This window comes from Caproiciproducens galactitolivorans (assembly GCF_029266045.1).
Classification (GTDB): Bacteria; Bacillota; Clostridia; order Oscillospirales; family Acutalibacteraceae; genus Caproiciproducens; species Caproiciproducens galactitolivorans.
In genome coordinates, this window is sequence record NZ_JAJUFJ010000008.1 from 1 (window position 1) to 25,951 (window position 25,951).

The 25,951-nt window shown below is 43.7% G+C and carries 26 protein-coding genes and 3 pseudogenes; 21 read left to right on the forward strand and 8 right to left on the reverse strand.

The genetic code is table 11. The annotated features are described in order from the left end of the window. A pseudogene (locus tag P9B68_RS07055) lies at positions 1 to 141 on the reverse strand (transketolase); the annotation flags it as partial. A 387-nt stretch (positions 142 to 528) separates the two neighbouring features. Here P9B68_RS07055 and P9B68_RS07060 point away from each other — a divergent pair. The 4 genes from P9B68_RS07060 (at position 529) to P9B68_RS07075 (ending at position 2,424) form a co-directional block, all read left to right on the forward strand. Beyond that, entirely contained in the window at positions 529 to 1,308 is a 780-nt protein-coding gene (locus P9B68_RS07060; RefSeq protein ID WP_135660348.1) for a DeoR/GlpR family DNA-binding transcription regulator, read from the forward strand. A gap of 151 nt (positions 1,309 to 1,459) precedes the next feature. Next, positions 1,460 to 1,642: a hypothetical protein gene (locus tag P9B68_RS07065; protein WP_135660346.1), complete on the forward strand. Its 183-nt coding sequence runs from the start codon at positions 1,460 to 1,462 to the stop codon at positions 1,640 to 1,642. A 57-nt stretch (positions 1,643 to 1,699) separates the two neighbouring features. Beyond that, positions 1,700 to 1,936: a hypothetical protein gene (locus P9B68_RS07070; protein WP_135660344.1), complete on the forward strand. Its 237-nt coding sequence runs from the start codon at positions 1,700 to 1,702 to the stop codon at positions 1,934 to 1,936. A gap of 287 nt (positions 1,937 to 2,223) precedes the next feature. Further along, positions 2,224 to 2,424: a hypothetical protein gene (locus P9B68_RS07075; protein ID WP_135660342.1), complete on the forward strand. Its 201-nt coding sequence runs from the start codon at positions 2,224 to 2,226 to the stop codon at positions 2,422 to 2,424. 72 nt (positions 2,425 to 2,496) lie between these two features. Here P9B68_RS07075 and P9B68_RS07080 read toward each other — a convergent pair whose 3' ends face one another. Together P9B68_RS07080 and P9B68_RS07085 are read right to left on the reverse strand one after the other, a co-directional pair. Beyond that, positions 2,497 to 2,925 (reverse strand): CBS domain-containing protein, encoded by a 429-nt coding sequence (locus P9B68_RS07080; RefSeq protein WP_135660340.1) that lies wholly within the window; start codon positions 2,923 to 2,925, stop codon positions 2,497 to 2,499. A 139-nt stretch (positions 2,926 to 3,064) separates the two neighbouring features. Continuing rightward, positions 3,065 to 5,149: a methyl-accepting chemotaxis protein gene (locus P9B68_RS07085; protein ID WP_277668735.1), complete on the reverse strand. Its 2,085-nt coding sequence runs from the start codon at positions 5,147 to 5,149 to the stop codon at positions 3,065 to 3,067. 358 nt (positions 5,150 to 5,507) lie between these two features. Between P9B68_RS07085 and P9B68_RS07090 the strand changes: the two genes are divergently transcribed. The 7 genes from P9B68_RS07090 (at position 5,508) to P9B68_RS07120 (ending at position 11,304) form a co-directional block, all read left to right on the forward strand. After that, positions 5,508 to 6,503, forward strand: coding sequence for a hypothetical protein (locus P9B68_RS07090; RefSeq protein WP_135660336.1), 996 nt, complete (start codon positions 5,508 to 5,510; stop codon positions 6,501 to 6,503). Next, complete coding sequence (locus P9B68_RS07095; RefSeq protein WP_277668736.1) at positions 6,500 to 7,264, forward strand: protein-glutamine gamma-glutamyltransferase; 765 nt, start codon at positions 6,500 to 6,502, stop codon at positions 7,262 to 7,264. Before P9B68_RS07090 ends, P9B68_RS07095 begins: the two co-directional genes overlap by 4 nt. A gap of 175 nt (positions 7,265 to 7,439) precedes the next feature. Next, complete coding sequence (gene cbiM / locus P9B68_RS07100; RefSeq protein ID WP_135660331.1) at positions 7,440 to 8,441, forward strand: cobalt transporter CbiM; 1,002 nt, start codon at positions 7,440 to 7,442, stop codon at positions 8,439 to 8,441. Positions 8,442 to 8,461: 20 nt separating this feature from the next. Beyond that, the gene (locus P9B68_RS07105) at positions 8,462 to 9,250 is read left to right on the forward strand and encodes an energy-coupling factor transporter transmembrane component T (RefSeq protein WP_135660329.1); all 789 of its coding nucleotides are present in this window, start codon (positions 8,462 to 8,464) and stop codon (positions 9,248 to 9,250) included. Between the two features lie 5 nt (positions 9,251 to 9,255). After that, positions 9,256 to 10,041 carry an energy-coupling factor ABC transporter ATP-binding protein gene (locus P9B68_RS07110; RefSeq protein ID WP_135660327.1) on the forward strand — a complete coding sequence of 262 codons (786 nt, stop codon included), beginning with the start codon at positions 9,256 to 9,258 and terminating at the stop codon, positions 10,039 to 10,041. A gap of 277 nt (positions 10,042 to 10,318) precedes the next feature. Next, on the forward strand, positions 10,319 to 10,495 hold the full coding sequence (locus tag P9B68_RS07115; protein ID WP_135660325.1) for a DUF1540 domain-containing protein: 177 nt from the start codon (positions 10,319 to 10,321) through the stop codon (positions 10,493 to 10,495). A 401-nt stretch (positions 10,496 to 10,896) separates the two neighbouring features. After that, on the forward strand, positions 10,897 to 11,304 hold the full coding sequence (locus P9B68_RS07120; protein WP_135660323.1) for a phage holin family protein: 408 nt from the start codon (positions 10,897 to 10,899) through the stop codon (positions 11,302 to 11,304). Between the two features lie 836 nt (positions 11,305 to 12,140). Here P9B68_RS07120 and P9B68_RS07125 read toward each other — a convergent pair. From P9B68_RS07125 to P9B68_RS07140, 4 genes and pseudogenes are all read right to left on the reverse strand, one after another. Further along, a complete protein-coding gene (locus P9B68_RS07125; RefSeq protein WP_135660322.1) occupies positions 12,141 to 12,572 on the reverse strand; it encodes a hypothetical protein in 432 nt (143 codons plus the stop codon). Positions 12,573 to 12,638: 66 nt separating this feature from the next. Next, positions 12,639 to 13,406: a DUF4367 domain-containing protein gene (locus P9B68_RS07130; RefSeq protein ID WP_135660320.1), complete on the reverse strand. Its 768-nt coding sequence runs from the start codon at positions 13,404 to 13,406 to the stop codon at positions 12,639 to 12,641. Then, a complete protein-coding gene (locus tag P9B68_RS07135; RefSeq protein WP_277668737.1) occupies positions 13,400 to 13,966 on the reverse strand; it encodes a sigma-70 family RNA polymerase sigma factor in 567 nt (188 codons plus the stop codon). The genes P9B68_RS07130 and P9B68_RS07135 overlap by 7 nt, the downstream gene beginning before the upstream one ends. 404 nt (positions 13,967 to 14,370) lie before the next feature. Beyond that, positions 14,371 to 14,637: pseudogene (locus P9B68_RS07140) on the reverse strand (transposase); the annotation flags it as partial. A 508-nt stretch (positions 14,638 to 15,145) separates the two neighbouring features. On the opposite strand from P9B68_RS07140, the pseudogene P9B68_RS07145 reads away from it, so the two are divergent. From P9B68_RS07145 to P9B68_RS07190, 10 genes and pseudogenes are all read left to right on the forward strand, one after another. Next, positions 15,146 to 15,259 (forward strand): annotated as a pseudogene (locus tag P9B68_RS07145) (sporulation transcriptional regulator SpoIIID); the annotation flags it as partial. Positions 15,260 to 15,519: 260 nt separating this feature from the next. After that, positions 15,520 to 16,278 (forward strand): glycosyltransferase family 2 protein, encoded by a 759-nt coding sequence (locus P9B68_RS07150; protein ID WP_277668738.1) that lies wholly within the window; start codon positions 15,520 to 15,522, stop codon positions 16,276 to 16,278. A gap of 40 nt (positions 16,279 to 16,318) precedes the next feature. Further along, entirely contained in the window at positions 16,319 to 17,248 is a 930-nt protein-coding gene (locus P9B68_RS07155; protein ID WP_277668739.1) for a glycosyltransferase family 2 protein, read from the forward strand. 347 nt (positions 17,249 to 17,595) lie between these two features. Continuing rightward, on the forward strand, positions 17,596 to 18,654 hold the full coding sequence (locus tag P9B68_RS07160) for a glycosyltransferase family 9 protein (RefSeq protein WP_277668740.1): 1,059 nt from the start codon (positions 17,596 to 17,598) through the stop codon (positions 18,652 to 18,654). Then, a complete protein-coding gene (locus P9B68_RS07165) occupies positions 18,651 to 20,201 on the forward strand; it encodes a polysaccharide pyruvyl transferase family protein (protein WP_277668741.1) in 1,551 nt (516 codons plus the stop codon). Before P9B68_RS07160 ends, P9B68_RS07165 begins: the two co-directional genes overlap by 4 nt. A 1-nt stretch (position 20,202) precedes the next feature. Further along, on the forward strand, positions 20,203 to 22,179 hold the full coding sequence (locus tag P9B68_RS07170) for a rhamnan synthesis F family protein (RefSeq protein WP_277668742.1): 1,977 nt from the start codon (positions 20,203 to 20,205) through the stop codon (positions 22,177 to 22,179). A gap of 46 nt (positions 22,180 to 22,225) precedes the next feature. Then, entirely contained in the window at positions 22,226 to 23,194 is a 969-nt protein-coding gene (gene rfaD / locus P9B68_RS07175) for an ADP-glyceromanno-heptose 6-epimerase (RefSeq protein WP_277668743.1), read from the forward strand. 146 nt (positions 23,195 to 23,340) lie between these two features. Next, positions 23,341 to 23,556: a hypothetical protein gene (locus P9B68_RS07180; RefSeq protein WP_277668744.1), complete on the forward strand. Its 216-nt coding sequence runs from the start codon at positions 23,341 to 23,343 to the stop codon at positions 23,554 to 23,556. An 18-nt stretch (positions 23,557 to 23,574) separates the two neighbouring features. Further along, complete coding sequence (locus P9B68_RS07185) at positions 23,575 to 23,943, forward strand: hypothetical protein (protein ID WP_277668745.1); 369 nt, start codon at positions 23,575 to 23,577, stop codon at positions 23,941 to 23,943. A gap of 44 nt (positions 23,944 to 23,987) precedes the next feature. Next, positions 23,988 to 24,278, forward strand: a complete 291-nt coding sequence (locus P9B68_RS07190; protein WP_277668746.1) for a hypothetical protein — start codon at positions 23,988 to 23,990, stop codon at positions 24,276 to 24,278. A 168-nt stretch (positions 24,279 to 24,446) separates the two neighbouring features. On the opposite strand, the gene P9B68_RS07195 is transcribed toward P9B68_RS07190, so the two are convergent. Next, on the reverse strand, positions 24,447 to 25,943 hold the full coding sequence (locus tag P9B68_RS07195; RefSeq protein WP_277668747.1) for an alginate O-acetyltransferase AlgX-related protein: 1,497 nt from the start codon (positions 25,941 to 25,943) through the stop codon (positions 24,447 to 24,449). Positions 25,944 to 25,951 lie beyond the last annotated feature (8 nt).

Below are 25,951 nucleotides of genomic sequence, written 5' to 3' on the forward strand. Positions count from 1 at the left end.
AAAATACAGGTACGTGAAAATGTCGGCCGCCGACAGGCTCCCGCCCGGGTGTCCTGACTTTGCGTGGTACACACCTTCAACCACGCCACGCCTTACTTTACAGGCCAGTATTCGCAGTTCCTTCTTTTCCATGTTGTTCATTTCATCCATCCTTTCCCAATCCACAGCTTAAACCATTTGTTTCGCACACATTTTTTGTCACAAAGCTCTTTTGAAACACAAAAAATATATAAAATGTTTAATATTCAGCTTGTTCGACCATTATTATGATGTCAATAGCACAAAATGTCAACACAAATATTGATTTTCGTTGCTTTGTATGAACTATTTCTGTGTTATCTAGTTCATTTAACAACAAAATCGAACAAATTTAAAGTAACCAATCATTTTTATAACATATATTGTATAAAACAGAACACATATGTGTTCATTATTAAATTTATATTTCAAAATCAGTTGATTTTTGCATAGAATTTGGTATAATATTAGAAAATATGATTGATACAGAATAGTTTGGACGTGTAAACCATGAGCAATCGAAGCGAGCGATTAAATAAACTTGTCGCCCTTTTAAAGGAAAATAAAACATTGACTGTTCGGCGGCTTTCTGAAATGTTGGGTGTTTCGGAAATGACAATCCGCCGGGATCTCGACACTTTAAAAAGCGACGCCATTGTGGACCGCAGCTACGGAAAAGCTACCTACCGTTCCAATACTGTTGTGGAAAACAGTTTTTCCAATTACGAGCTGTACTCCGCAAAAATACAAATGAACGAAGAAAAAGACCGCATCGGGAGGTTCGCGGCAACGTTAATTGAGCCGGGCGACGTTGTCATTATTGACTCCGGTTCCACCGCGGACAAGCTGGCAAGGTACATGCCGGAAGATATGGATATAACTGTGCTTTGCTACAATTACAATGTCCTTTCCTATCTCATCAACAAGCCGCTCATTAAGCTGATTTTCCCCGGCGGGTATTTCCATCCCAACGGACAGTTCTTTGAGTCGCCGCAGGGAATAGACCTGATCAGCGAAATCCGGGCGACAAAAGTGTTTATTTCAGCTACCGGTGTTCACGAAAAGCTGGGAATAACCTGCGCGAACAACTATGAGGTGCTGACAAAGCGCACCGCACTTCAATCCGCGCAGACGAAAATTTTAATTACAGACGCCAGCAAATTTGGGAAAGTAAGTCCGGCGTACTATGCCCAGTTAAACGAAATGGATATCATTATTACTGATTCCGCTCTACCGCCGGAATGGAAAAATATAATCGAGCAAGTCGGCATTAAACTTTTTATTGTTTAAAAAACAGGAGCACGAACAAATTCGTTCAAGCTCCTGTTTTTTTGTAAAATTTTTTCTTTTTTGGATAAGATTTTAGAGGCTAAAAATTTAAAAAACGGAGAAGTTAAATAAGAAAACCAAAGCCGATACGCGGCAGAAAGAGTGATCCCTATTGCCTCTATATATGTATCATAAAACAGAGCCGGGCGTATGGTCCGTCGGCTATTATTCGGAATCCGGGGATTGGATTTCGGAAAGTCAATGCATCAATGCGGAAGAGGCTGCCCTGCATGCGCACTGGTTAAACATTGAACGAAAGGATTCCGAATCCAAAGATATCCGGAACAATCTTTAAGCTCTATCCTATATTTGCCCTTAATAGTGGAACGATATGAACGAAAGGAGGGTGAACATGAAAAAGAAACTTATTATTATGATATCGATCTGCACTTTGATTCTTTTTTCTTTTACAGGCTGTCAAAATATGGGTAACACGGTTTCCGGCGCAGTATCCAAAGTAACATCCGAGGGTAAGGATCTCGGCGGCCAGGTTTCCGGCGTTATTTCCGGTTTAAAACCAAACAGCCAGCCAGGCAGCCAAGCCGGCACAGTACCCGGAAGCCAGCCCGGCACCGTTTCTTCAAAATAAAATGAACGGAATCCCTGCCGAACACAGTAGACAGGGATTCTCCATTATTTAGGACTTTTACCATCATTTACATTTGCAAAATTTTTCTAAATTTTGTAGTATAGAATCGTGCTATGAGAATTTGTAACTATGGGGGGTGATGCCAAGTTACCAGTCCTTCAAGTGAAAAATTCTCCCTATAGCCGCTCTGTAAAAAGAGCGGCTCTTTGATTTTTATCGGACTTTTATACGCTTATCTATCCTGTTTTGGGACAAACTAATTTTATCAAAAAACAGGAGGAAACAATATGAGCGATGAAGATAAGCGTAAACTGAAACTGCAGGACGAAGACTCTTTCTTTGATTCGGAGTGCGTGGTATCCTCAATGGACTGCACTGGGCTGATCCAAACGCCGCCGGCAAATAACGATGAAGCGGAGGCGTATACCGACATCTACGATATTCCGAAACCGGTGAACAATATCCCCAACGGCCTGCAGCATGAATAAGCAAACGGGCTGCCTCCCATAAAAAACAGCAGTACGGAAAACGTACTGCTGTTTTTCAATAAATATAAAAATTTACATTTTGCTTTCGCAGGGCTGCGAGATATTTCTAAGAGTCTGCTCCGCGTTGTCCTGCAGCTCCGGCTCGACGGAAATGTCCCCCAAAGCAAGGATTCCAACCAGGTTGTTATTTTCAACGATGGGAAGCCGGCGGATTTGATTTGTGCTCATAATTTTGGCGGCGTCATGAACATCCATATCCGGATTTCCAACAACAGGATTGGAGCTCATAATCGCGCTGACTTTTTCCTGCTTGGAATCCTTCCCCTCAGCAATCGTGCGGACCGCGATATCCCTGTCCGTTACAATGCCGACAACCTGATTCCGGCTGCATACCGGGATGGAACCCACATCATACTGCTTCATCAACTGCGCGGCTCTTTCAACGGAATCCTCTGAATTTAAGCTTGCAACTTTTTTGGACATAATCTCTTTTACTTTCAAATCACTCACCTCCGTTATAGCTTGCCCGCCGCGCAAGCCGAATATTACAATTTTTTGAATTAATTCGCAACAAAGGCGTTCCCCCCTTTATGCGGCGAACCGGCTGAATCAAAAATTCAGCCGGTCCGTTTTAAAAAGATTAATACTTCCCGTTCGCTTGGGATGGAACGGTAGGAATTTGATTGCTGGTTGTATTTATCAAATCAGATTCAGCGGTATTTCCTGTTTTAAACTGGCTTACCAACGCCTTCAAAGTCTGTGCTTGTCCGCTGAGTTCCTCGCTGGACGCTGCGCTTTCCTCGCTTGTGGCGGAATTCGTCTGTACAACGCCGGAAATCTGGTCAACGCCCTGCGTAATCTGTTCAATGGCCGTCGCCTGGTCATTGGAGGCCCTTGAGATTTCTTTAATTAGGCTGGAAGTACTATTGGTTCCTTCAACAATCTGCTGCAGGGACTGTGCCGTATCGTCCGCTATTTTCTGCCCTTTTTCAACCGACTGGATTGCGTTTTCAATTAATCCGGTCGTATCCTTTGCAGCCTGTGCGCTCTTGCTGGCAAGATTCCGAACCTCATCCGCTACGACGGCAAAGCCCTTGCCCGCCGCGCCGGCGCGCGCAGCCTCTACAGCCGCATTCAGCGCAAGAATATTGGTCTGGAACGCAATATCGTCAATCGTTTTGATAATATCACGGATTTTATTGGACGAAGTGCTGATTTCCACCATGGCCTCCGTCATTTCCTGCATTAGCTTGCTTCCATGCGCAATTTCGGTTGAAGATGCTTCGGACAGATCATTTACCTTTTGCGCGTTTTCCGCGTTTTGTTTTACCTGTACAGCGATATCCGAAATGGAAGCGGAAAGCTCCTCAATGGAGCTCGCCTGCTCGGTTGCGCCCTGCGCCAGCGACTGCGACGCGCTCGCCACCTGCTCGGCGCTGCTGGCAACCTGGTCGGCGGAATTATTAATTTCGGTAAACGTCTTAATAAGCGTGGTTTTAATATTTTCCAACGCGACTTTAATCTTTGAAAATTCGCCGATGTAGTCGCAATGCAGTTCAAAGACCAGATTGCCGGTGGCTATTTCATCCAAAACATGGGAGATTTCATTTATGTACTCAATATACTTTTTCAGCCTATCTACTGTTCTGGAGAAAGCTGTGCCAACCTTGCCAACTTCGTCCTGCGTTTTCACGTCGATTATTACGTCGAGGTCGCCTTCCGCAATCTGATTTGCGGCGGTTTCGAGCTTTCTGAGCGGATTGACAATCCCTTTCGCGATCAAAATCGTAACCACACAAATAATCAGAAGGGCAATCAACAAATCGACCATCAGGGAAGTTTGTACGGAATTATAGGATCTGTTGAATTCCGTTTCCGGCAAACCGGTGGCCACTCTCCAACCGGTGGAGCCAACCGGAGAAACAAATCCGTAATTCGTACCTCCCATTGCGGTATAGGTAAGGAAGCCGGAGTTTTTCCCCTGCATGCCATCGATAATATTCTGGGACATTTTCGAATCCGCTATGTTTTTGCTTTTAAGCGTTTGATCGGGATGATAAATAATCTGCCCGTTCGCGCTGGTGAGGATATAAAACCCGGTGTTTCCCAGCTTATAGCCGCTGATCATCTGGTAAAGGCGATCCAGCTTAATGTCAATTCCCGTCACGCCGATCAGCGTTGTTCCATCACTTTTATAAACCGGAGTGATGATGCTGACGGTCAGATCTTTTGACGTTGAATCCTCATAAGGATCCGTTATAATGGTCTTTTTATTCTCCGATAGCTTTTTGTACCATGGTCTGGAGGGTATATCTAACCCCGTAACGCCATCCGTCTGATCGATCAGCTGCTTAGTCGCCATATCCGCAATCCAAGTGTTGGCGATATTCTCCTTATCGGACTCCGTTATATTTCGGAGAGTCTGGTCAACCGCGTTAAAATTGGGAACCTCCTTCAAATTTGGTTTGGAAGCCGTATTCAGAAAGAAATTCTGAAAAGTAACATCCATTTCGAGCTGTTCCGTAATGCCCGTATATTTGGCAAAAAAGCTCTCAATCTGATTGGAAGCATACTGCGACTTCGTCGTCAATTCATCTGTCGTCAGTTGAGAAACCGACTGTTTTACCGGCTGGAGAATCATGAAAGACAGCAGAAGAAAAATAATGATTACAGGCAGGCCGATAAATAATAAAATTTTGGCTGCTAGGTTACGTTTGAAAATCATGCATATACACCTTCTATTTCTAATATTTCCATTTCTTTTATAATATCGACAAAAATTTAAAAAATTTTACAATAATCTGAATAAATCAGCGGGCAATAAGGAAAAAAAACGTTATTTTTTTTATTTCGATTTGTGCATCATATATAACCCAATATTTACCAAATCCAGTTCCCATGCTGCTTTTCATCCCCAAAATTTATGAAACATCCACGCAAGCACATACAAAATCCGCCCACCCGCTTTCCGCTTATGCTGTGGACAATCTTTCTCTCCCGTTCGCTTTCATGAAAATGCGGAACAAAACCTCCATTCTGCAATATTATGGATTAAGAACATTCACTGAAAGAGGCGGGGTAAAATGTACGCAGGAAATTCATTAAACCAGTTGGATAGAATCCGTCAGATACGGGGAATCGACGCCTGCAAAAACCAATTTCGGATAATGGAAAAAAAGAAGTCCAAAAGCACCATCCGGATTTTGAATGACGCCGGGCTGCATTTTGCAACCTTGTTCATCCTGCGCCCGGAGATTCTTGAGCAGAATCTGTTTCACGATCTTAATGAGCGCAACCGGATCGCGCTACGCTTTTGCGATAAAATTCTTCCTGAAAAAACACTTTCCGACGTTCCGGGAATTCCGCTGGCCATTAACAACGAAGCCTTCCATGCCTCTCTGCTCTGGATTTTACGCACCGGCGCCCCCGACGACGGGCTGAGCGAAGCGTTTGACCGCATTCTGGATGCCTCCGCGGCAATCCTTATTAAAAAATGCTGTGAAAAGCTGGTGCTCCCCATTGCCGCGGAGCTGATATTCAAACGCAATCAAAAAGGGAGCTATTACCATGATTTGGTATGGGCATTTTTCAGTTCTCGCGATGTTTACGCTTTGCGCCTGGTTGCCGAACGGCTTCGTTCCAACAACCCGAAAGATGCAGCGCTTGCGTGCCAGCTGCTCAACCTTCCGCACGACACGCCGCTTGAAACTAGGGAGGATAGGCAGAAGCAATATGCCCGTTACCTCTCGTGGCTGAACGAAAATCAACACTATCTCTGTTTTACAGGGGAAAGCCTGATGCAAACCAACTGTCCATCGCCCTGTAACGTTAATTTGGAAGCAAAATATTTATGTAAACAAATTCCTACCCGCAAAAAGGAGCCGCTGTCTGCCTTGTCGGAACCGGAACAGGCCGTGCTCAAACCATTCAAAGACATAGGTGAAGCAGAAAAAGCGGTGCTTGCAAACTATTCACACCATCTTCATGCGAGAAATCCTGCCAATTGGAACAAATGGGTGCGGTACCCCCTTGAAAAACAGCTTGAAATTGCCAAACTGGGCAGGAGGGAATTCACATGATATACGTAAACGGAACCGCCGTATCCCCGGAAGCTTTCCAAACGGAATATCCGGAAGGAAGCGTGGAGCAAATCGTGCTCGGCAAGCTTGCCGAAAGCGGTGCGCGTTTCTCCTTCCCCACGATGAACCACCTGAAATTCGAGCTGCGCCTGCGTAAGGAAATTGTTTCCGCCTCCTACGCGTTAAACCGGAGCGGCATGGGGTTTGCGGTTTTCCGCGAAACCCGCTGTAACCCGGCCTATTGGAACAGGGCCCGGGACGGCGGCTTCGTGCTGAAGGACGGCGTAAAGGCTTCCGATGCCGTCGCGGACATCTTTCGCAACGGCTCCAAATACGAGACCGAATGTGCAACCGCAATAATGATTGTATACTACGGCGCACTGTTAAATACCTACGGCGAAACACTTTTTAACAAAACTTTCCTAAAAATCGAGCTGATGAACTGGCACCGTATTGATAAGCTCCTGTGGGAAGTCGGCAATATTCGCAAGCGCGAAGTATACCTGCCGGGCGACCGCCGGTATTTCGACAACCCCGACGTGGATCCACTCGCCCCGGAATGGCAGGGAGAAAACGCCATCCAACTGGGCAACGGCATGTTCTATGGGCACGGGGTTGGGATCCAAAAACCGGAAACAATTATCCAGGCGCTGAACCGGTACCGGATGGAGAACGCGGACGAATCCGCTGTATTGCTGAACGCCGCCGGGCGACCGGATTTCAACAAACTAGCAAACATTTCTCTGCGGGGATACGCCTGATCGAAAAGCATGGCTTTCCTGTTTGACAAAACACGAAAGCCATGCTATGATAAAAATAAGCCATGAAGGCTTTTTAAAGGAATTTATTTCACATGTGGAATTTGGATGGACTCAAAAGGGCACTACAGAAGTAGTTTCTTTTGGGTTATTTTTTTGCAGTGAAAGGAAGATGAAAATGCATATTCCGGACAATTATTTAAGCCCGGCTACCTGCGCTGTTATGGGCGCGGCCATGCTGCCCGCATGGACAGTTTCCATAAACAAGCTGAAAAAAGAAGTATCGCGTGCAAAAATGCCCCTTCTTGGCATCGGTGCTTCGTTCTCATTTCTGATGATGATGTTTAACGTTCCCCTTCCGGGCGGGACAACCGGCCACGCCGTTGGCGGAACGCTGCTGGCAATCCTTTTGGGGCCGTATGCGGCGTGTATTTCCGTTTCGGTGGCACTACTGATTCAAGCGCTGTTTTTCGGGGACGGAGGGCTTTTGTCCTTCGGCGCAAACTGCTTCAACATGGCGTTTGTCCTCCCCTTTGTCGGTTATTTCCTCTACAAATTCATCAAAGATCACACAGAAGGTAAAAAGGGAGAATACATCGGTATCATTATCGGTTCCTACGCCGGACTCAATGCGGCCGCCCTGTGCACGGCAATTGAATTCGGTATTCAACCCCTTCTTTTTAAAAACGCGGCGGGGCAGGCGCTTTACTGCCCGTATCCCCTGTCCGTATCCATCCCCGCTATGATGATCCCCCACCTTGTGGTTGCCGGGATCGTGGAAGCGCTGTTTACGGTTGCCATCTTCACTTTTATAAAGAAAGTATCCCCGGGAACCATATATGAAGGAAAGAAAGAAAAGAACAAGGCCGTTTACGGCCTGCTCGCAGCACTTATCTGCCTTACCCCCCTTGGGCTTCTCGCCACCGGAACCGCATGGGGCGAATGGAGCGCGGAAGAAATTCAGGCCGTCCCCGCAAGCAGCGGCCAGCCCCTTGGTTTTATTCCGGAAGGTATGCTCAACGGAATAAATTTTGAAGCCGCCATGCCCGATTATTCCATCGCCGGGCTTCCACCGTACGCGGGGTATATCCTGTCTGCCGTAGCGGGGGTTGCTATCCTTATGATAGTATTTAAAATTATCCAAAACGTAAAATCCAAAAATAATAAGGAAATACAATAATCCAGCTGGAGGAAACCGCAATGCCCGAATGGCTACTGAAAGAAGAACAGTACGAACCCATACCGGACAGGGATTCCTTTATCGATAAAAGCATCCTGTCCCTGCTGGGGATTCTGTCGCGCATCCGGGCGCAGAGCGGTATTCCGTCGGGAAAACATTTTGTGCATGCGCCCTTCAAGGTCGCATGCACTTTTCTGCTCGTTATCCTGCTTTCCCTTTCGAAAAGCCTCTTTTTTATCCTGACAATCAACGTTGCCCTTTTGGCGGCGACAAGCCTTTTGCCTGCCGATAAAATTTTCCATATCTTGAAAGCGGGATTTGCGGCCGCGCTTTTCACGCTGGTCATCCTTCTTCCGTCTGCCTTCTGGGGGAACCGGTATGGCATCGTCATGCTCCCGCTTAAGGTATTCGCCGCCGTAACCGCCGTGAATATCCTTTCGCGGACAACGCAATGGCGGCATATAACTGGGGCTTTGAAAACCTTTTTTCTTCCGGATATTTTTATCTTCGTGCTCGATATTACCATCCGGTATATTTTTATGCTTGGGGAATTTTCGCTCCCCATGCTCTACGCGCTGAAACTCCGATCCGTTGGAAAAAACAACCGGAAATACGCTTCTCTTTCGGGCATTACAGGCACTATGTTTATAAAATCGAAGGAAATGGCGGAGGAAATGAACGCCGCCATGGAATGCCGGGGCTTTACAGGCGAATACCGTAAAAGCGGCCGCATCCGCATGAATTGGGCGGATGCCGGGTACCTGCTGGTCCATATTCTTGCTCTGCTGATATTCTTATATTTGGGATGAATAACATGATCGAATTATCGGATGTGTCGTATTCCTATGAAGGCACGCCGGCGCTGAAAAACATCACACTACGCATTGAAAAGGGAGAATCCGTCGCGCTGATGGGCATGAACGGGAGCGGTAAGTCTACCCTGCTAAAGCTGATCAACGGTATCCTCTTCCCCGACAGCGGCACATACCGTTTCGCGGGGGAGAAAATTACGCACAAAAAAATGCAGGATCCCCTGTTTTCAAAACGCTTTCATCAGAAAATCGGGTTTGTCTTTCAGAACGCAGATACCCAGCTGTTCTGTGCCGACGTATACGATGAAATCGCCTTCGGTCCGCGCCAGATGGGACTGGATGAGGACGAAACGGAAAAACGGGTGGAGGACTGCCTGTCGCTTCTGAGCATTGAAGCCCTGCGGCACCGCCAGCCCTACCATTTAAGCGGCGGTGAAAAACGGAAAGTCGCCATTGCCAGCGTTCTGTCGCTTAACCCGGAGGTGCTCGTCTTTGATGAACCGCTGTTGGGGCTTGACCCCCGCACGCAGAGATGGTTTGTCTCTTTTCTTATGAAGCTGCATGAAGCCGGAAAGACGCTGCTTGTTTCTACACATAATCTGGAAATGGTGCAGGAAATGGCGGAACGCGCCGTCCTCTTTGACGAAAGCCATACGATCGCCGCGGACCGCCCCGCCGGAGAGCTTTTGAAGGACGTCGACCTGCTGATCAGGACAAATCTGGTCGACGAATATTATCACCACCACCCAGGCGCGGGGCACCAACATTTTCATATTCATCCTTTTTAAAAAGTCTGAGAAAGCATAAAGCCAAGCCTATTGGAATACAAATTGTATCCCAATAGGCTTTAATACTGTCTGTATATAATTTTACCTTCTTCTAGATGCTCTCAATGTATATGAAATCAAAAAGCTTTGCAAAATTAAATTTGTACTAATCTCAGTTTTTGTTTATATAGAGCACGACAGATACTTCCGTTTTGCAGGTAAGTTCTTTTGCTTCTATTTTCTTGCTATATTTTCTCCCTTCGTGGACAAACTAATCCATGGAAAGGAGTGTATGAAAATGGAAAAATCAAATGCGAACCCAAGCATTGAATGCACAGTAACTGAGTGCGAATATCACTGCCAAGATCAACAATACTGCTCGCTGGACAGCATTAGAGTCGGCACGCATGAGCAAAACCCGACACAGAAAAGCTGTACAGACTGCGAGTCTTTTGAATTAAAAAAATCTTATTAAATCAAAAAATTTTTGTCATAAGCAAACAGGCAAAAAATATGAGGTTAGCAAAACTGGCGCCGTTTTTTCACGGCGTCAGTTTTGTTTTTACAAAAGCAATTCACAAAAAAAATTTGCGGTTTTTCATTTTTTCCTGTTGCAAAATATATGAATGGTTGTCCTTACATAACAGAGAGGAAATAAATGTAAACAATGGTATTTTTAGTAATTTAGGCAATGGGTATTGATCTCCATGGAGTAAGCCGGAAGCATCATTTTTGGAAAGAGTATGGGACAGGCTTATGAACAGAAAAGTTGCGTGAGTTTTTGGGTTGCAGCAGGTCAGAACCAAAAAAAATCCCGCTTAATAAAACGCGGAATCCAATGCTTCGGACATGCCGCAGGAAACAGAAGGGGTCAATATGAATCCGTTTTTCGAAAGCTTAAATCGAATTCTAATTTTCTCAGGCAGCCTCATAAACTGGCTGCTCGGTGGTTTTGACTCACTCATTTTTGCACTAATTGCGTTTACGGCTATGGATACCCTCTCGGTCGTCTTGCTCGGTGTAACCGACAAACGAGTGACAAAAAAGATCGGAATAAAAAGTATTTCCAAAAAAATGATGATGTTTGTTCTAGCCTCTCTGGGGAATATCATTGACCAGCATGTAATAGGCTATGGCAGCTCTCTTCGCACAATGATCATTCTTTTCTACCTATCTAACGAGGGAATCAATATCATTGGAAACGCAGGCAAAATGGGACTTCCTCTACCGGATAAGCTAAAAGAAGCCATTCATCAATTAAACGTGAGCGACAACAAAAAATAAAGTTCTCATTCCTGTTAAACTACCTGCTCATACCCAGAATTCTGGGCTTTGCGCCGGGCAAAACGAGCAGGATGCTGAACGGTAAAAATTCTTCTACGCGAAGGTCGATCGAGCTTTGAGCGGCTGCACTTAATGGAGCAATACCCTGAACAAGTCAATTAAGGAGGTGAAATCCAAAAAAGGAGCGGCGGGAATGCCCCGCCGCTCCTTTTTTGCCTTTGAAGTATTCTTATTAACGCTTCCGCGTTGTAAAAAAAGAATGCAAGTTCATGGTTTGAATCAAGAGGATACGTCGACTTTTCTTACCCACGACCAGCTTTCTCCGCTCTCAGATGTTTTAATTGCGCGCAATTTTAGGGAATAGCATTCCCGAAGCGATTGGTTGCCCTTACCGCCAATTGGTGTAGATTTCACCGTTTAATACTGCTGTTAAAAATTATTTCTCGCTCCCAGCATTGCTGTTCGTCGTTTCCATTTACCGGATCTGTCTACACTTCTGTTGACAGTATTCATACGTTGCGTTTTCCAAAAATATTATTTTTTCCGTCCATTACTTCTCTTCCGAAATCATACCTTAGTGTGGGGCACGGAAGCTATTTTACTAGCGCCCCCGCAAGAACCGGTTGCGCCTTTATATCAGCGCGAAAATCCGAATCCTTCTCGGGGGCGCTATGCGGGAAGGCGTCCGAATTCGGGGAGACTGCCTCGGGAAGTGGATTAAATTCATAAAATTAGATTAAAATAATCAAAATTCCATACGCGAAATATTAAGGTTTTTTCATTCCATAATGGACGAAGTCGCCCTCATTTTAAGGGCCGTATGTAGATTAGACGGATTAATAAGTCCTTTCAGCAGAATACGCCGATTCCGTTTCCACCAGCTTCCCGGCCGTGTTGTAAACCCTTGCCGTAGTGCAAACTCTGTATTTACCGCTGGTAACGTAGTAGCTTTCGGACAACTGGGCACCGGCGTTTCCCTTTCCGTTCTTGCTCCAGGATTTCACACCGGACCAGCCGTTTCCATTGTACTTCTGAAGCGTAACAGTCATCTTGACTGTATAGGAATTGTCATAGAGATCAACCGAACCCGTGCAGGTGGCTTTACCGGCCGCGTTAATGGAAAGACCCGCGCTTAAGGACATAATGTTCACAAAGCTGGGACGAACCACACCCGACTGACCATCGGCTTTCTTCTCCGCCGCGTAAGCGGGCAGGGATGAAAAAGCAACTACAAGAACCAAAAGAATTACGCTGACCAACTTTTTCATACTGGACACTCCTTTTCTTTTATTTTTTATATTGATAAGACAACCTAGTTGGATTTTTGCAACAAATTATTTTACAAAATTTACATTTTGGGCAATTTTAATAACTTCATCCTCGTTTTGCTTTGCTTTTACAGTAAAAATGTGCCCATCCATTTCCCATGTAACGGATACTATGGAATTTTTTATAACGAGAGTCCCCTTATGCCCGTGAACCAGAATAATTTTAATCAGCGACGCATTTTCGGTATCAAGCTCCACATCGTTTGAAGCGTCGTATTCCGAATAAACGATAAATTCTTTATTGTTCCCCTTTTTATGGTAAGTGATGGTTTTCAAAGGGTCTGAATAGTAAAGACTGTCGGCCTTAAAGTCATCGGGGATGTACGCAGGCACATATGCATTTTTCCAGTTTACCGCCAGGTTTTGCTCCTTATTATTTTCACTCCCGTCAAGCTGAATGGAAGTATATTCCGGCTCGATACGGATTAAAAAATTCAATACGTCTGCGCGGAAAGCTTGAACCGTAAAAACGGCTCCCGTAAACGCAAAAACAACGACCAGCATGGCAACGGCAACCTTATTGGCAAAGCTGCACAGCAGCTTTCCGCCGGAGGGATATGTCCTTTTCCGAATATTGCGATTCAACTGTTTCCGGAACCGATTTTCTTCATCTGCAGACGGAAGATACGCCGGATCTTTTTTTAACTGCTCATTTTCTTCCAGGAATACCCTTCCTTCTTTTTCCGCCGCCTCAAACATGATGAGTTTAAACAGGCTGTTTTCGTAATCTTCGTAAAGCTTATTCCGAAGCTGGTCTTTGCCCCTGTCTAGCATTCCGATGAACTCCCGCTCTCTATTAATTTTTTCGCGGCCCTTCTGGCCCTAGTTAAATATTCGCGTACGCTGTCCGGACTGATGGAAAGATCTTGGGCAATTTCCATATCCGTTTTCCCCAACACATACTTAAAGTACAATAAATCCCTTTGCCGTTCAGGCAGCTTTAAAACAGCATTTGACAGGGAATTCATTGTCTCGTGACGAATAATAAAATCTTCAACACTATCCGCTCCGGCTATTTCATCTTGCATATCGGATTCGCCCCCGTAAAAACCATGTTTCCTCTGCACATCCCGATGCTTTATGTAATTGATTGTTACGCTTTTAGATGTATAGACAACATAGGCGGCCGTTTTGCAACAGTCTAAAGAGCGAATTAACGGAATTTTTTCAATTAATTTAATAAAAACATCATTTACAAGATCGTCAATATCCCTGCCGTCCAGCAGAATACGATAAATGGTTTTGCGCACAAGCGGGTAATATTCCTTATATAACTCCATCATAAACAATTTGTCATCGCTGTCATCCATAGCGGCAAGCATCAACAGGAACATATTATCACTCCCTATAACAACTAACGATTTTCTTCGATTATCTCGTGTTTTCATAGGATTACATCAAATCAAAAAGAGCAATTGCGAAGCAGCACCGCATCCGGTAGGCCATGGAAAAATGGGTATAAGAACCAAAGCGTCGCCAGTTTCACGATTTGGGGGCCATGGTAACCCATTCTTCCTGCGGCAGCAAACCTCCCATGTCTAACAGGGTCATTGCCCTAAATTCCTTCGTTCTGCCTACCCGCAGATGGGTATCAGTAATGCTCCTAAACCGTCATTGCTCTGATGGTTAATATCCGACTGACTACCTGCTCTTTTTTATTGACTTGCATTGCTTCAGCCCGGTTGTGACGCTTCCGAAAGGGCCAATCAATGGTGCTACCACTGCTACTGGATGGCGAAGCAATGAGGGATTGCTTTTTCTTCAGCGGATTACCCTTGCGACTGGTGTAATAGTTATGGATTTCGGCGAATTCTCTGTTTGTTGCTACCAGCGGAAGAACGGCTCGGAACAGCAACGCCCGAAGACACCGCCTTGCTCGTTTGCTGATTCCGCTTTGTCCGTGGTATTTACCGGAACTGTTTTCACAGATAGCTAAGCCCGCCAACTTCTGAATCTGTTTGGGTGATCGGAAGCGTCCCAAATCTCCGACCTCGGCCAAGAAGCCCGCGAATCCTTCTCCGTTATTGGAGAAGCGGTATACCTTTCCTAAATCAATGCCCCGCCAGTCAAACGTTCTGGCGTAATGCGTTTCACTACCAATGTCTACTCCGATGACGATTGTTTCGATTGTGACTTGATTTAACTTCTCATTCTGGGTAAAATTCATATTGATGCCCCTCGTTATTTTGAGTTGGATTCCACCCGGCTAGGTTTCATCCGCTCAAATTTTACGTGAGGCTGTCTTTTTTTCAAATCTCATTTTTACCCCTTACAGGAATGCGCCTATCTTAAAAAAAATACAGGGAAGCTTCCATTTTTTCATGGTGACATTATATCACTTTTTTATATAGAAAAATATGGATTTTTGTTTAAAATAAAAAAGGCACTTAAAGAAGTGCCTTTTTTGAAAAGACTTGTTGTCCGGTGCAATTTTGCCCACATCCTACGGAATCTGTACTATTTCTCCCCCTCCATGCATAACTATTACCAATTGGAAGTTGGGAGGAAGAAACGTGAAAGGCATTGTTGAAGAGCGCGCCGTGGAGCTCGGCGAGTACATAATCAAAAATAAAACCACCGTGCGCGGCGCAGCCAAAAAGTTTGGTGTGAGCAAAAGTACTGTACATATGGTTGTAGCTTAAATGAACGATTTTACATTTTGGTAGGACAGAGAAAAAAGCCAGGGATTCCGGGGGTCTCTTCGATGAAGAAGAGAACGGAATCTCTGGCTTTATTTGTTGTTGGGAAAAGTAAATCTTCCTGCCTCTGAATTATTTTATTGAATAGTGTACGAACGGCTTTTTGTTATGTTATAATAAATTATATTAAGCTTTTACTTAATAAATAAGTTATAATAAAGTGGAAAGCTGATGGAAAGGCATTTACAATGGGCAAGGAATTGTGTTCAGTAATCATACCAATGTATAATTGTTCAGAAACGATAGAACAAACTATCCGGTCTGCGCTAAACCAATCTTATGCAAATTTAGAAGTATTAGTTATTAATGACCAATCTACCGATGGATCATTAAATATTGTAAAAAATCTTGCAGAAAAAGACATGCGAATCCATCTCATTGAAAACCCAAAGAATCTCGGAGTTGCTCAAAGCCGTAACATCGGCTTTAAAAACGCCCAAGGAGAATATATTGCTTTATTGGACGGGGATGACATTTGGGAACCCCAAAAAATAGAACGGCAAATCGCCCTCCTGCAAAACACCAAATTCGATTTTTGCTATTCCTCATATTCCTACATCAACGATATTGGAAAAGAAATCGGAGTTCCTCGCATCATACCGGATTCCTGCTCTTATAATGATCTTTTGAAAGAAAATTTTATATGTTGTTCATCCGTTATTCTTCGCTCCGAATTGACTCAAAAACACAAAATGACATCCGAGTTCTTCCACGAAGATTTTGTTTTCTGGCTTGAATTACTAAAATCCGGTTATAAAGCAATCGGATGTAAGGATGTACTATTAAAATATCGTATTTCTCAAAAAGGTAGGTCTTATAACAAACTCAATGCAGCAAAAAACCGATGGAATATTTACCGTAAATTTTGCAAAATGAATCCGATTACAAGTTTTTATTACTTTTGTTTTTATGCTATTCATGGATTAAAGAAATATCACAACTTATAGGTAATCGGATTCTCATTACTTAAACTGGTGGAGATGCACTATGATATCGATTTTAATGGCAACTTACAATGGTGAAAAATATATCGAGGAGCAATTAGATTCTTTATTAAACCAATCTGTTCAGGATTTTGAGATATTTATCCGCGATGATTGCTCAAACGATAGAACCTTTGAAATTTTGCAAAACTATCACCAAAGGTTTCCAAATAAAATATTTATTGAGAAAAGCGAAAAGAATTCGGGGAGCGCAAAACATACTTTCTTTAGTCTGCTTCTGTCTCATAAAGATGCAGACTATGTAATGTTATGTGACCAGGACGATGTCTGGAATCCTGATAAGATTGAAATTACATTGAATGAAATGAAAAAGATGCAACAACAATACGGTAAGGAAACTCCCCTTTTAGTACATACCGATTTGACGGTGGTAGACAGCGGATTAAAAGTAATCAACCCATCTTTTAAAAAAATGCTGGATGCGGATTATTCTAGGATACAGTTGAATCACCTGGTGAACCAAAACACCCTAACAGGTTGTACTGCAATGTTTAACAAATCATTGTGTAATCTAATAAAAGAAGAACCCAAATACTGTGTGATGCACGACTGGTGGATTATGCTGGTTGCAAGCTGCTTTGGCCATGTTTCCAGTTTGAATACGCAGACGATACAATATCGGCAACATAGTGATAATTCGGTCGGCGTCGCAGATGTAAAAAGTTTGAAATACCAAATTCACAAAATGTTTCGTGCTGATGAGATCCGAACCGCTATAAATAGGACTTATCTGCAAGCTCAGTGTTTCCTCGATACCTATTCTGATAAGTTGACGGAAGATCAGATCGAAATATTAAAAAAATATGTTGCCCTTCCTCAGCAACCAAAACTTCAAAGGATAAGGACTTTATTTCAAGAGGACTTCTTTAAACATTCATTTGCGCGAAAAATCGCACATATTATTTATGTTTAAGACTTGCAAATTGGAAATAGTTTCTCCTAAAATTCTCCTAATATGTACTATTTTCATTGTTTCGTAAATTTTCATATGATATAATTTAAAATCGAGAGAACGTGAATAGTCAAACCCCGAAAATAGAGCAATTAAAAAACGTTTTGAAAGAACTGCTGTAATTGAAAACGATCGCGGAGTGATAGATATAAATGAAAACTTTTATTCAAAAAAGATTTGACTTTTTTCGCCGGAGGCGGAGCGAACTGTTTTTTTTGAAGTATGCAATTCCCTCAAAGCTTCATTTTTGGAAATACAAAAGCCGTAAAGTAATCATGCTTCGCCTTGACTTAATTGGTGATTGTACGATGTTCACAAGCGCTGCGCTTGCACTTCGCGAGTTTTATAAAGATCGTGAAATGACAATGGTATGCTTGTCAATTTCTCGCCCCGTATATGAACACTTAGGCGTGTTTGATCGAATTATTACCGTCGATTTCAGACCTGAAGCGATTAATTGGGATATGATGGATGCCTTGATTGCTGAGTTACAGGACGACACTTATGATATCCTTTTGCAGCCACAGCTTTCCAAATATCCAATAGCGGATATCATTGCCGCTGCTGTAAAATGCAATAAACGTATTTCAATCGAGCCCCTTACTCCGCACGGAAACAGCAGCCCCAAATGGATAAAAATGACGAACTTTCTATACGATAAGTTTATTCCGTATCCACGCGGTGTAGTGAGCGAATTTGCATATTACGGCGCATTTGTGCGCGGCATTTGCGGCCCGGAATATAAGATAACCATGCCAAAACTTCCTTATGGCAAGCAGAATTTCGTATCCGGTGATTATTATGTCCTCTATCCGGGCGGCTCTCTTGTTCGAAAATTCTGGCCGGCTGACAGATATGCTAAGATTGCCGAGCATATTTACGATAAGACCGGACTTACCGGTGTTATTCTCGGTGCCGCAAACGAGCAATGGGTTTCGGATAACTTAAAGTCCCATCTGAATACGGTTGTTAAAATGTCGATCATTGACCTTACCGGTAAGACCTCGATGTCTGACGTAATTGACCTTATTGGAAACGCTAAGTTTATTGTGTCGAACGACACAAGCGGTGTACATATCGCGGCGGCAACAAACACGCCGTCCGTCGTAAATGTAGGCGGTTGGCATTTTAAGCGTTTTTTACCGTATGGCGTAGAAGATGTCAAGCCGGACGAGCACTTACCGCTGGTCGCCTACAAGGAAATGCCATGCTATTATTGCACTTGGGATTGGGATATTGTTGGTGAGAAAAATCCCGAATGCTTGGAATGCCTGAAAGATGGGCATCCATGCGTGTGCATTCAGGCCGTTTCCGTTGAGCAAATGACTGAACTGGTTGATCAGGTTATTCAGGAGGTAGGGCTTTGATTCCAAAAGGAAATACATTACATTTTATAAATCGATTAGATGACACCAACTGCGGTGATCGAGTTGTCTGTCCCCTTTTACATTATTATGATTACTTCAAGCAGTATCAAATAAAACGTCACGATATGCGGTATGTTGACTTTGACAGCATCTCCCCTACCGATGTGGTCATCATCGGCGGCGGCGGTATGTTTGATTATGCTGAGTTTACTAACAGAATCATCAATCGGGTTCTTCACACCGGCGCTGCGGTGATTGCCTGGTCACCCGGTTTTAATACGCATACAGAATATAATATAACATTTGATACAAAAATAGAGTTTGACCGTTTTGCCCTGATTACCGTCCGCGATTATAACAATGATTACGGTATTGCGTATCTTCCTGATGTCACCTGTAAGCTGCCACAGTTGCGGAAGAAGTACGAAATACGCCGTAAATACGGTATTGCGCGGCATAAGGATTATCCGATTCCCGGGCTGAACTTCGATACCATAACAAACCGGGCGGACCTTAATGAAATCATACAGTTTATCGGCGAAAGCGAAATCGTTATATCGAACAGCTTTCATATGATTTATTGGTCCATGTTGATGGGAAAAAAAACAATCTGTGCAAACCCTTTCAGCAACAAATTTTATTCGTATAAATATAAGCCGCAGTATTTCGAGGAAACCGATGATTTTTCGGACTGTGTTAACAGCGCGCCGGTTTATGATATGCTCGATGAGTGCATCGTTGAAAACGATGCTTTTTTTGAAAAAGTAAAGCGTATTGTTGAAAGCAGGCTGGAACCTGACGCCATCGCGCCAAACACTTATGAATTGGTTACGCAGGCCGCTCTTGCGGAGGAAAAATTTCGGGATACTCAGCTATTGCCGGGTGACTTGCTTGTTTCTCAGTTATTCATTGACACGGGTGACGGCTGGTCGGAAAAAAGCAAATTGGTTGCTATTAATAATGTTTTCGGGGATGAGTGGCACAAAGTCCGATTTGATATTTCTGCATTTAAGTCAATCCAAAAAATCCGTTTTGACCCAATCGAAAGCCGATATTGCGAAGTGGAGATACGATCGGCGAAAAGTGCCGACGGGCAAATTCCATTAGCGGCAGAAGTATCCATGAGAGTGGATTCCCAGGATCGGTTTCTCACTACGGATCCGCAATATATCATTACGTCACCTTGCAAGGATTTCATAGAAATAGAGTTTCGATTGCGTATATTAACGCTTTTTGAGGCCGAGCAAAATATAAAGTACTACTCACATTATATGTCGTCTGAAATCATAAACAGAGATGAGCAGATCAGGCAATGTGGTGCGGAACGCGACAATGCCTTTGCGGAGCGTGACAACGCCTTTGCGGAGCGCGACAACGCCTTCGCGGAGCGCGACAACGCCTTCGCGGAGCGCGACAACGCCTTCGCGGAACGCGACAATGCCTTCGCGGAGCGAGACAGACTTCTTCAATCCAAATCCTGGAAAATTACAGCGCCGTTAAGAGCTGTATTCAGCTTTTTCAAGCGTTTACTGAAAGGAACGAAGTAATATGATTCTGAGTGACAATCCCACACGCGCGTGCATATACTTCATCTATGACAAAGATGGTATCATTGACGATTATATCATTTACCAACTAAAAGATTTGCGAGAAAATATAAATTTTCTGCACTGCGTAGTAAACGGCAAACTGAATCCGGAAGGATGGAAAAAGTTAGAGGCAATCGTAGATGAAGTGTATGTGCGCGAAAACAAAGGGATGGATATCGGCGCGTACAAGGCTGCGATTGAGTATATTGGTTGGGACAAACTGAACAACTATGACGAACTTGTATTGATGAACAATACCTGCTTCGGCCCCATATATCCATTTAAAGAGGTGTTCGACTGGGCCAAATGGCGTGATATTGACTTTTGGGGGCTTACCTGGGGATTAAAAACGGATTGGTTAGGCACCAAGGATTATCTGCATTACAACGACAGCCATGTACATATTCAATCGTATTTTTTGGTTATCCGAAAGCCGTTGCTTGCCAGCAGATTGTTGGTCGATTTCTTTCATGAGATACCCGAAGATGTCAGTTATGCGCTTTCCGGCTCTATTTACGAGTATGCCTTCCCCGGTTATTTTGAGGACAGAGGCTATAAGGGTGATGTTTACTGTGATGACAGGGACGACTATAACTATCCTCTTTTGCACAATCCGGTGCATTTACTGAAAGATTTTCGAATGCCTCTTTTCAAGAAACGCAGCTTTTTCCATCATTATACCGATGTGTTGAATAACACCGCCGGCGAGGCAACTGCCAGGTTGATTGCCTTTATTGAGAATGAAACGGATTATGATATGGATCTGGTATGGGCTTCCATACTCAGGACAAGCAGCCTTTCGGACGTCGTGCGTTGCGCCCAGCTGAACCGGGTTTTGCCAAGGGACATATTCGTGGCTCCCAAAGATACACAGAAACTCAAGGTGGGGCTTGTCTATCACGCATATTACAAGGATTTATTTGATGAAAACATCTCATATATGCAAAACTTTCCCGACGGTACAGACATATTGATAACAACAAACACCGAGGAAAAAAAAGAATTGTTAGAAAAAAAGCTGAAAGCAGCCGGACTCAAAGGCAACGTAATCGTAATTGAAAACAGAGGGCGAGATGTTTCCAGCCTACTGGTTGGAGCTGCCGAATTTGTTTTCCATTATGATTTAATATGCTTTGCGCATGATAAAAAAACCACTCAGGTGCTGCCACACAGCGTCGGGCGTTCATGGTCATATAAAATTAACGAGAATTTATTTGCATCCAAAGAGTATGTTTCCAATATTATAAATTTATTTGAGAAAGAGCACCGCTTGGGCATTGCTTTTCCGCCCTATCCAAATCATAGCGGGTATGCATATAATCTTGGCACCGGTTGGACCGGTAATTTTAATAATACCAAAAAGCTTCTTGATGATTTTGATATACATATTAAAATAAACGAACACACATTATGTGTTGCTCCGCTTGGTACTTGTTTTTGGTTCAGACCGCAGGCTTTAAAGAAGCTGTTTGCGGGGTATTCCTGCACCGGCTGGTCATATAAAGACTTTCCGCGGGAACCGAACCGGACTGATCTAACAATACTACACGCCATAGAACGGTCATATGCGTATTTCGCCCAGGATGCGGGATATTATCCCGTATATCTGTATAATGACAAATATACGGAAATCGAACTTACCAATCTTGAATTTAATAAAACCGGCTCAACTGAAATGAGGGCTTGGGTAGATACACTTGCACTCGACTCAGTAGGCTACAAAAAAATAGAAGAAGTATTCAATAAACCCGAAGAGGAACTCACTCGTTCGGATGTGCTTCAATATTACGACCAAAATCAAATCTATGGTGTCAAGCAAAGCTTAAAGTTTTTGGCTAAGGCTTTGCGGCGCAAATATCCGCGTTTTTGGGCATTAATGTTACCATTCAGAAGAATCGGGCAGAAAATGCTCGGTATAAAACCTCATGAAGGGTAAACCCATCATCTTAATAATATTTACTACATAGAAGGAGCGCAAGAAAATGAGTATAATTGTAACTGGTGGAGCAGGGTTTATTGGCAGCTGCATTATTCGAACATTGAATGATGCCGGCTATAAAGATATCATTGTAGTAGACCATATCGGCAGTACGGAAAAATGGCGTAATCTGGTAAACAAGAGCTACACGGAGTATATTAACCGGGATGAGTTTCTCCCCAGATTACCCGAATTTGCAGGCAAAATTACTTGTATCATCCATATGGGTGCCTGCTCATCTACCACAGAGAGAAATTTTGATTTTCTATATCGAAACAACTTTGAGTTCACCAAAGCACTGTGGAAGTTCTGTGCTAAGGAGCACATTAGCTTTATTTATGCCAGTAGCGCTGCCACCTATGGCGGCGGTGAATGCGGCTTTGATGATGAGGCAGATATTACCGCACTACGTCCATTGAATGGATATGGCTATTCCAAACAGTTGCTTGATCTTTGGGCGCAAAAGCAGACCGAAAAACCGGCGCAGCATTGTGGCTTTAAATTTTTTAATGTCTACGGTCCCAACGAGTATTTTAAAGGTTCTATGGCTAGTGTTATTTTCCATTCGTTTAATAAGATTCGTGAAACCGGAGAAATGGGGCTCTTCAAGTCATATCGGAGTGACTTTGCAGATGGGCAGCAGCTTCGAGATTTTGTGTATGTAAAGGATATATGCAAGGTAATAATGTATATGATAAATCATCCGAAAATCAGCGGTCTGTTCAATCTAGGGACAGGAACTGCTAGAAGTTTCTATGATTTGTGCAAGAACACTTTTGCTGCGATGGGAATTAAAGAAAATATTACCTATGTGGAAATGCCCGAATCATTACGCACCAAGTATCAATATTACACCCAAGCAAAAATGGACAAACTGCGCAGCGTGGGTTACACCGAACCTTTCTATTCGCTGGAAGCCGGTGTTAAAGACTACGTGCAGAATTACCTCATGAAAGATTTTGCAATTTATTAACGAGATTGTGAACAATCTCAGGAAAGTTATATTTTTAAAGATTTCCCTTTTTGGCTAAATATTAACGTAAAAAGCGGTTAATTGAAGTTACGAGCGGCATCACCAGACATAGCGAAATCCGCGTCACGGCAAATAACGGGAGCGTTTTGAAATTTTCTGCTCCCGAGCTTTTCATTTCCTGTTCCGACACGGAAAATGCGATTGAAAGCACTTCGGAATCTCATGCGCTTGATCTCACGCTGAACAAGGTGGAAGAAACCTTAAAAGATGCCGAGAGTGCATTGAATTGCGGTTGTCAGGCAATATCGGACGCTGCAACGGCGGCAACTAGCGCAAATAGCGTTGCCAATACTGCTACTTAGGCAGCCACGGTGCCATAAGTGCGACAGAAGCCGCAAATACTGTGGCAAAGCGGCGACGGAAAGCGCCAGACAGCGAATACTGCAGCACAAAGAGCAAACGCAGCCGCCTCTTCCTTTGAAACGATTGCATCAAATCTCAATGACGCCATAGCCACCAAAATTGGCACACAGAAAGGTGCCGCGGGCAGTCTTGCGTCGCTGAATGCACAGAAAAAGCTTGTCCAAATGCCGACTGCCGCGGACGTGGGCGCAAGCAACCCAAATCTCCTTCTGAACGATTTCAGCGTGTGGCAGCGGGGAACTTCCTTTTCTATTACGGATGCTTCAAAATACGTCTATACTGCTGACCGCTGGCGTGTAAAATCCGCAACCACCATCACGGTTTAAAGACTTCTGCCGCCGCCTGTGTCATAGAACAGCGTTCTGGAAGATTGATTTCCATTTTCCTCGCGGCAGGCGATATTCTCAACTGGGCAAAACTGGAGCTTGGCGGGACGGCAACGGCATTTTCGCCACGCCCTTACGCAGAAGAACTGCTTCTCTGCCAAAGATTTTTCGAACGTCAGGATAATATCCTGATCAAGGTGCCACCTGCCTTGACCTCGTTTGATCAGACCTTTCCCTATCGTACACAGAAACGTTGCTCGGCGAGCATGCAGGTTTATTCGCCGAGCGGCACTGCCGGCAAGGTCGGGCTTTTTTTGCAGCAGCGCTTGGGATGACCATGATGTTAACAGCGCCCCGACCGATATGAGCGGCGGACACAATGTCCGGATCAGGGTACAAGGAATCGGATATTTCCAGTTCAGCTTTACCGCGGACGCTGAAATTTATTAATATTAGTACTCAAATAAAAAACAGGGAACCCACTCTTTTGGGTTCCCCGTTTTTTATTTCACTGTAATATCCACACGCTGCTTCTGGCCGAAATACTGAATACCTTCTTGCGCCATCTGATATTCCAGATAGGTTGTATTGTTGGGCGGATCCCGAAAATCATGCAATGTAAATGTATATTGCTCACCGGGTTTTACTTCAACGCCGTCCGGCAGTTTCACCCGGTATCCCCAATCTTTTCCGTCCTGGAAAATGCAGAGACGGATCATTTGTTTCTCGCTCCAGCTTTCCGTACCGATATTTTTCACCGTGATATCAATATCGTACATCTTGCCGCGTTCGATCTGTGTGGGAGTTGTGGTAGAGACAATTTGAGCCTGAGGATTCTGTAGCGGCTCGTTTAGAAGATACGGGTCAGGATCATTGGCCAGATTAGTAATATATCTTTCCGTCTGCTCAAGAATCACAATGTTTGGCTTTACTGCATTGACAACATTGTTGCGTATGCAATAAGACCATATATACGTCAAATCTGAAAAATTTTGAGCGAACAATTGGTCCACATTCCATTTTTCAAAAAATGAGTCTCCATATATCAACAATTTTTTATTTTGTACGCTGGGATTATGATATAAATAAAATGGCTTATATACATAATTCGTTTGATCTAGAGAATCAATTTCATTGTATAAATCGCCACTTTCCAGCCTTTCGGCTTTTGGAGAGATGATTTTAGTTGCCTGAAACGGTTCTGCAGGGAGTAAATCAGCATCGCCCATCATCACAGAAAACTCACCCTTATGAGTCGACGGATATGTCGTAATATCGGTCGGCTTAGAATCAATTATTCCCAAGTCATTCAGCCTGTTTATAATCGCGGAATATCCGACATACGCTCCGACCTGATTCCAGTGCGTGTCGGTCTTAAAGTAAACGGTTTGCTTTTGTTTTGCCTTAAGTAAATCATTTTTTAAATTGATGACAGGAATTGTTGTATTTTTTGTCAAATAATCGGCAACTTCATCAATTACCGTTTGCCTTACCTGAAAATCACCAACCAAGTTTTCAGGATATACGCTAACTTTACTCGGGGTAAGGACAAGAACATAGGTGATTCCCTTTTTCTTCAGTACCTGCTGTATAGCAACCTGAGCCTCTTTAATTTTTTCTAATGTATCCTGTGTCATGGGATACGTTCCAGACGCAATTTCAAGATTATTATCGCCGGTATAATAATACCAGCCGTTCTTGCCGATTTTCACTTTACTGCTAGGGGAAGAATGAAAGAGGTTAAACGTAAGATCCGCATTAAGCTTCTGCATTGGAAGCCGAAATGCCGCATTATCGTTAATCCAATTTTCCAAGCCGCTGCGGGTACCGCTTAAAGTTACGGAACCGTCCTGATTGAAAAAGGACGGGAACTTTGCAAGAGTTCGTTTTTCAACACTCGATACTTGCCCGCCTACCTTATTGGACAGCAACAGAGGTAAAAAAACAGCAACAATAAAGCAGAAGATCAATAGCTTTTCGATTCGTCTCTTAAACGCCATTTTCATCG

What these genes read in the sequence shown, in the direction of transcription:
- P9B68_RS07155 (WP_277668739.1), top strand. Translation starts at nt 16,319, where the DNA reads ATGATATCGATTTTAATGGCAACTTACAATGGTGAAAAATATATCGAG.
- P9B68_RS07090 (WP_135660336.1), top strand. Translation starts at nt 5,508, where the DNA reads ATGTACGCAGGAAATTCATTAAACCAGTTGGATAGAATCCGTCAGATA.
- P9B68_RS07160 (WP_277668740.1), top strand. Translation starts at nt 17,596, where the DNA reads ATGTTCACAAGCGCTGCGCTTGCACTTCGCGAGTTTTATAAAGATCGT.
- P9B68_RS07110 (WP_135660327.1), top strand. Translation starts at nt 9,256, where the DNA reads ATGATCGAATTATCGGATGTGTCGTATTCCTATGAAGGCACGCCGGCG.
- P9B68_RS07095 (WP_277668736.1), top strand. Translation starts at nt 6,500, where the DNA reads ATGATATACGTAAACGGAACCGCCGTATCCCCGGAAGCTTTCCAAACG.
- P9B68_RS07130 (WP_135660320.1), bottom strand. Translation starts at nt 13,406, where the DNA reads ATGCTAGACAGGGGCAAAGACCAGCTTCGGAATAAGCTTTACGAAGAT.
- P9B68_RS07195 (WP_277668747.1), bottom strand. Translation starts at nt 25,943, where the DNA reads ATGGCGTTTAAGAGACGAATCGAAAAGCTATTGATCTTCTGCTTTATT.
- P9B68_RS07060 (WP_135660348.1), top strand. Translation starts at nt 529, where the DNA reads ATGAGCAATCGAAGCGAGCGATTAAATAAACTTGTCGCCCTTTTAAAG.
- P9B68_RS07115 (WP_135660325.1), top strand. Translation starts at nt 10,319, where the DNA reads ATGGAAAAATCAAATGCGAACCCAAGCATTGAATGCACAGTAACTGAG.
- P9B68_RS07125 (WP_135660322.1), bottom strand. Translation starts at nt 12,572, where the DNA reads ATGAAAAAGTTGGTCAGCGTAATTCTTTTGGTTCTTGTAGTTGCTTTT.
- P9B68_RS07075 (WP_135660342.1), top strand. Translation starts at nt 2,224, where the DNA reads ATGAGCGATGAAGATAAGCGTAAACTGAAACTGCAGGACGAAGACTCT.
- P9B68_RS07085 (WP_277668735.1), bottom strand. Translation starts at nt 5,149, where the DNA reads ATGATTTTCAAACGTAACCTAGCAGCCAAAATTTTATTATTTATCGGC.
- P9B68_RS07105 (WP_135660329.1), top strand. Translation starts at nt 8,462, where the DNA reads ATGCCCGAATGGCTACTGAAAGAAGAACAGTACGAACCCATACCGGAC.
- P9B68_RS07070 (WP_135660344.1), top strand. Translation starts at nt 1,700, where the DNA reads ATGAAAAAGAAACTTATTATTATGATATCGATCTGCACTTTGATTCTT.
- P9B68_RS07170 (WP_277668742.1), top strand. Translation starts at nt 20,203, where the DNA reads ATGATTCTGAGTGACAATCCCACACGCGCGTGCATATACTTCATCTAT.
- P9B68_RS07120 (WP_135660323.1), top strand. Translation starts at nt 10,897, where the DNA reads ATGAATCCGTTTTTCGAAAGCTTAAATCGAATTCTAATTTTCTCAGGC.
- cbiM (WP_135660331.1), top strand. Translation starts at nt 7,440, where the DNA reads ATGCATATTCCGGACAATTATTTAAGCCCGGCTACCTGCGCTGTTATG.
- P9B68_RS07135 (WP_277668737.1), bottom strand. Translation starts at nt 13,966, where the DNA reads ATGTTCCTGTTGATGCTTGCCGCTATGGATGACAGCGATGACAAATTG.
- rfaD (WP_277668743.1), top strand. Translation starts at nt 22,226, where the DNA reads ATGAGTATAATTGTAACTGGTGGAGCAGGGTTTATTGGCAGCTGCATT.
- P9B68_RS07150 (WP_277668738.1), top strand. Translation starts at nt 15,520, where the DNA reads ATGGGCAAGGAATTGTGTTCAGTAATCATACCAATGTATAATTGTTCA.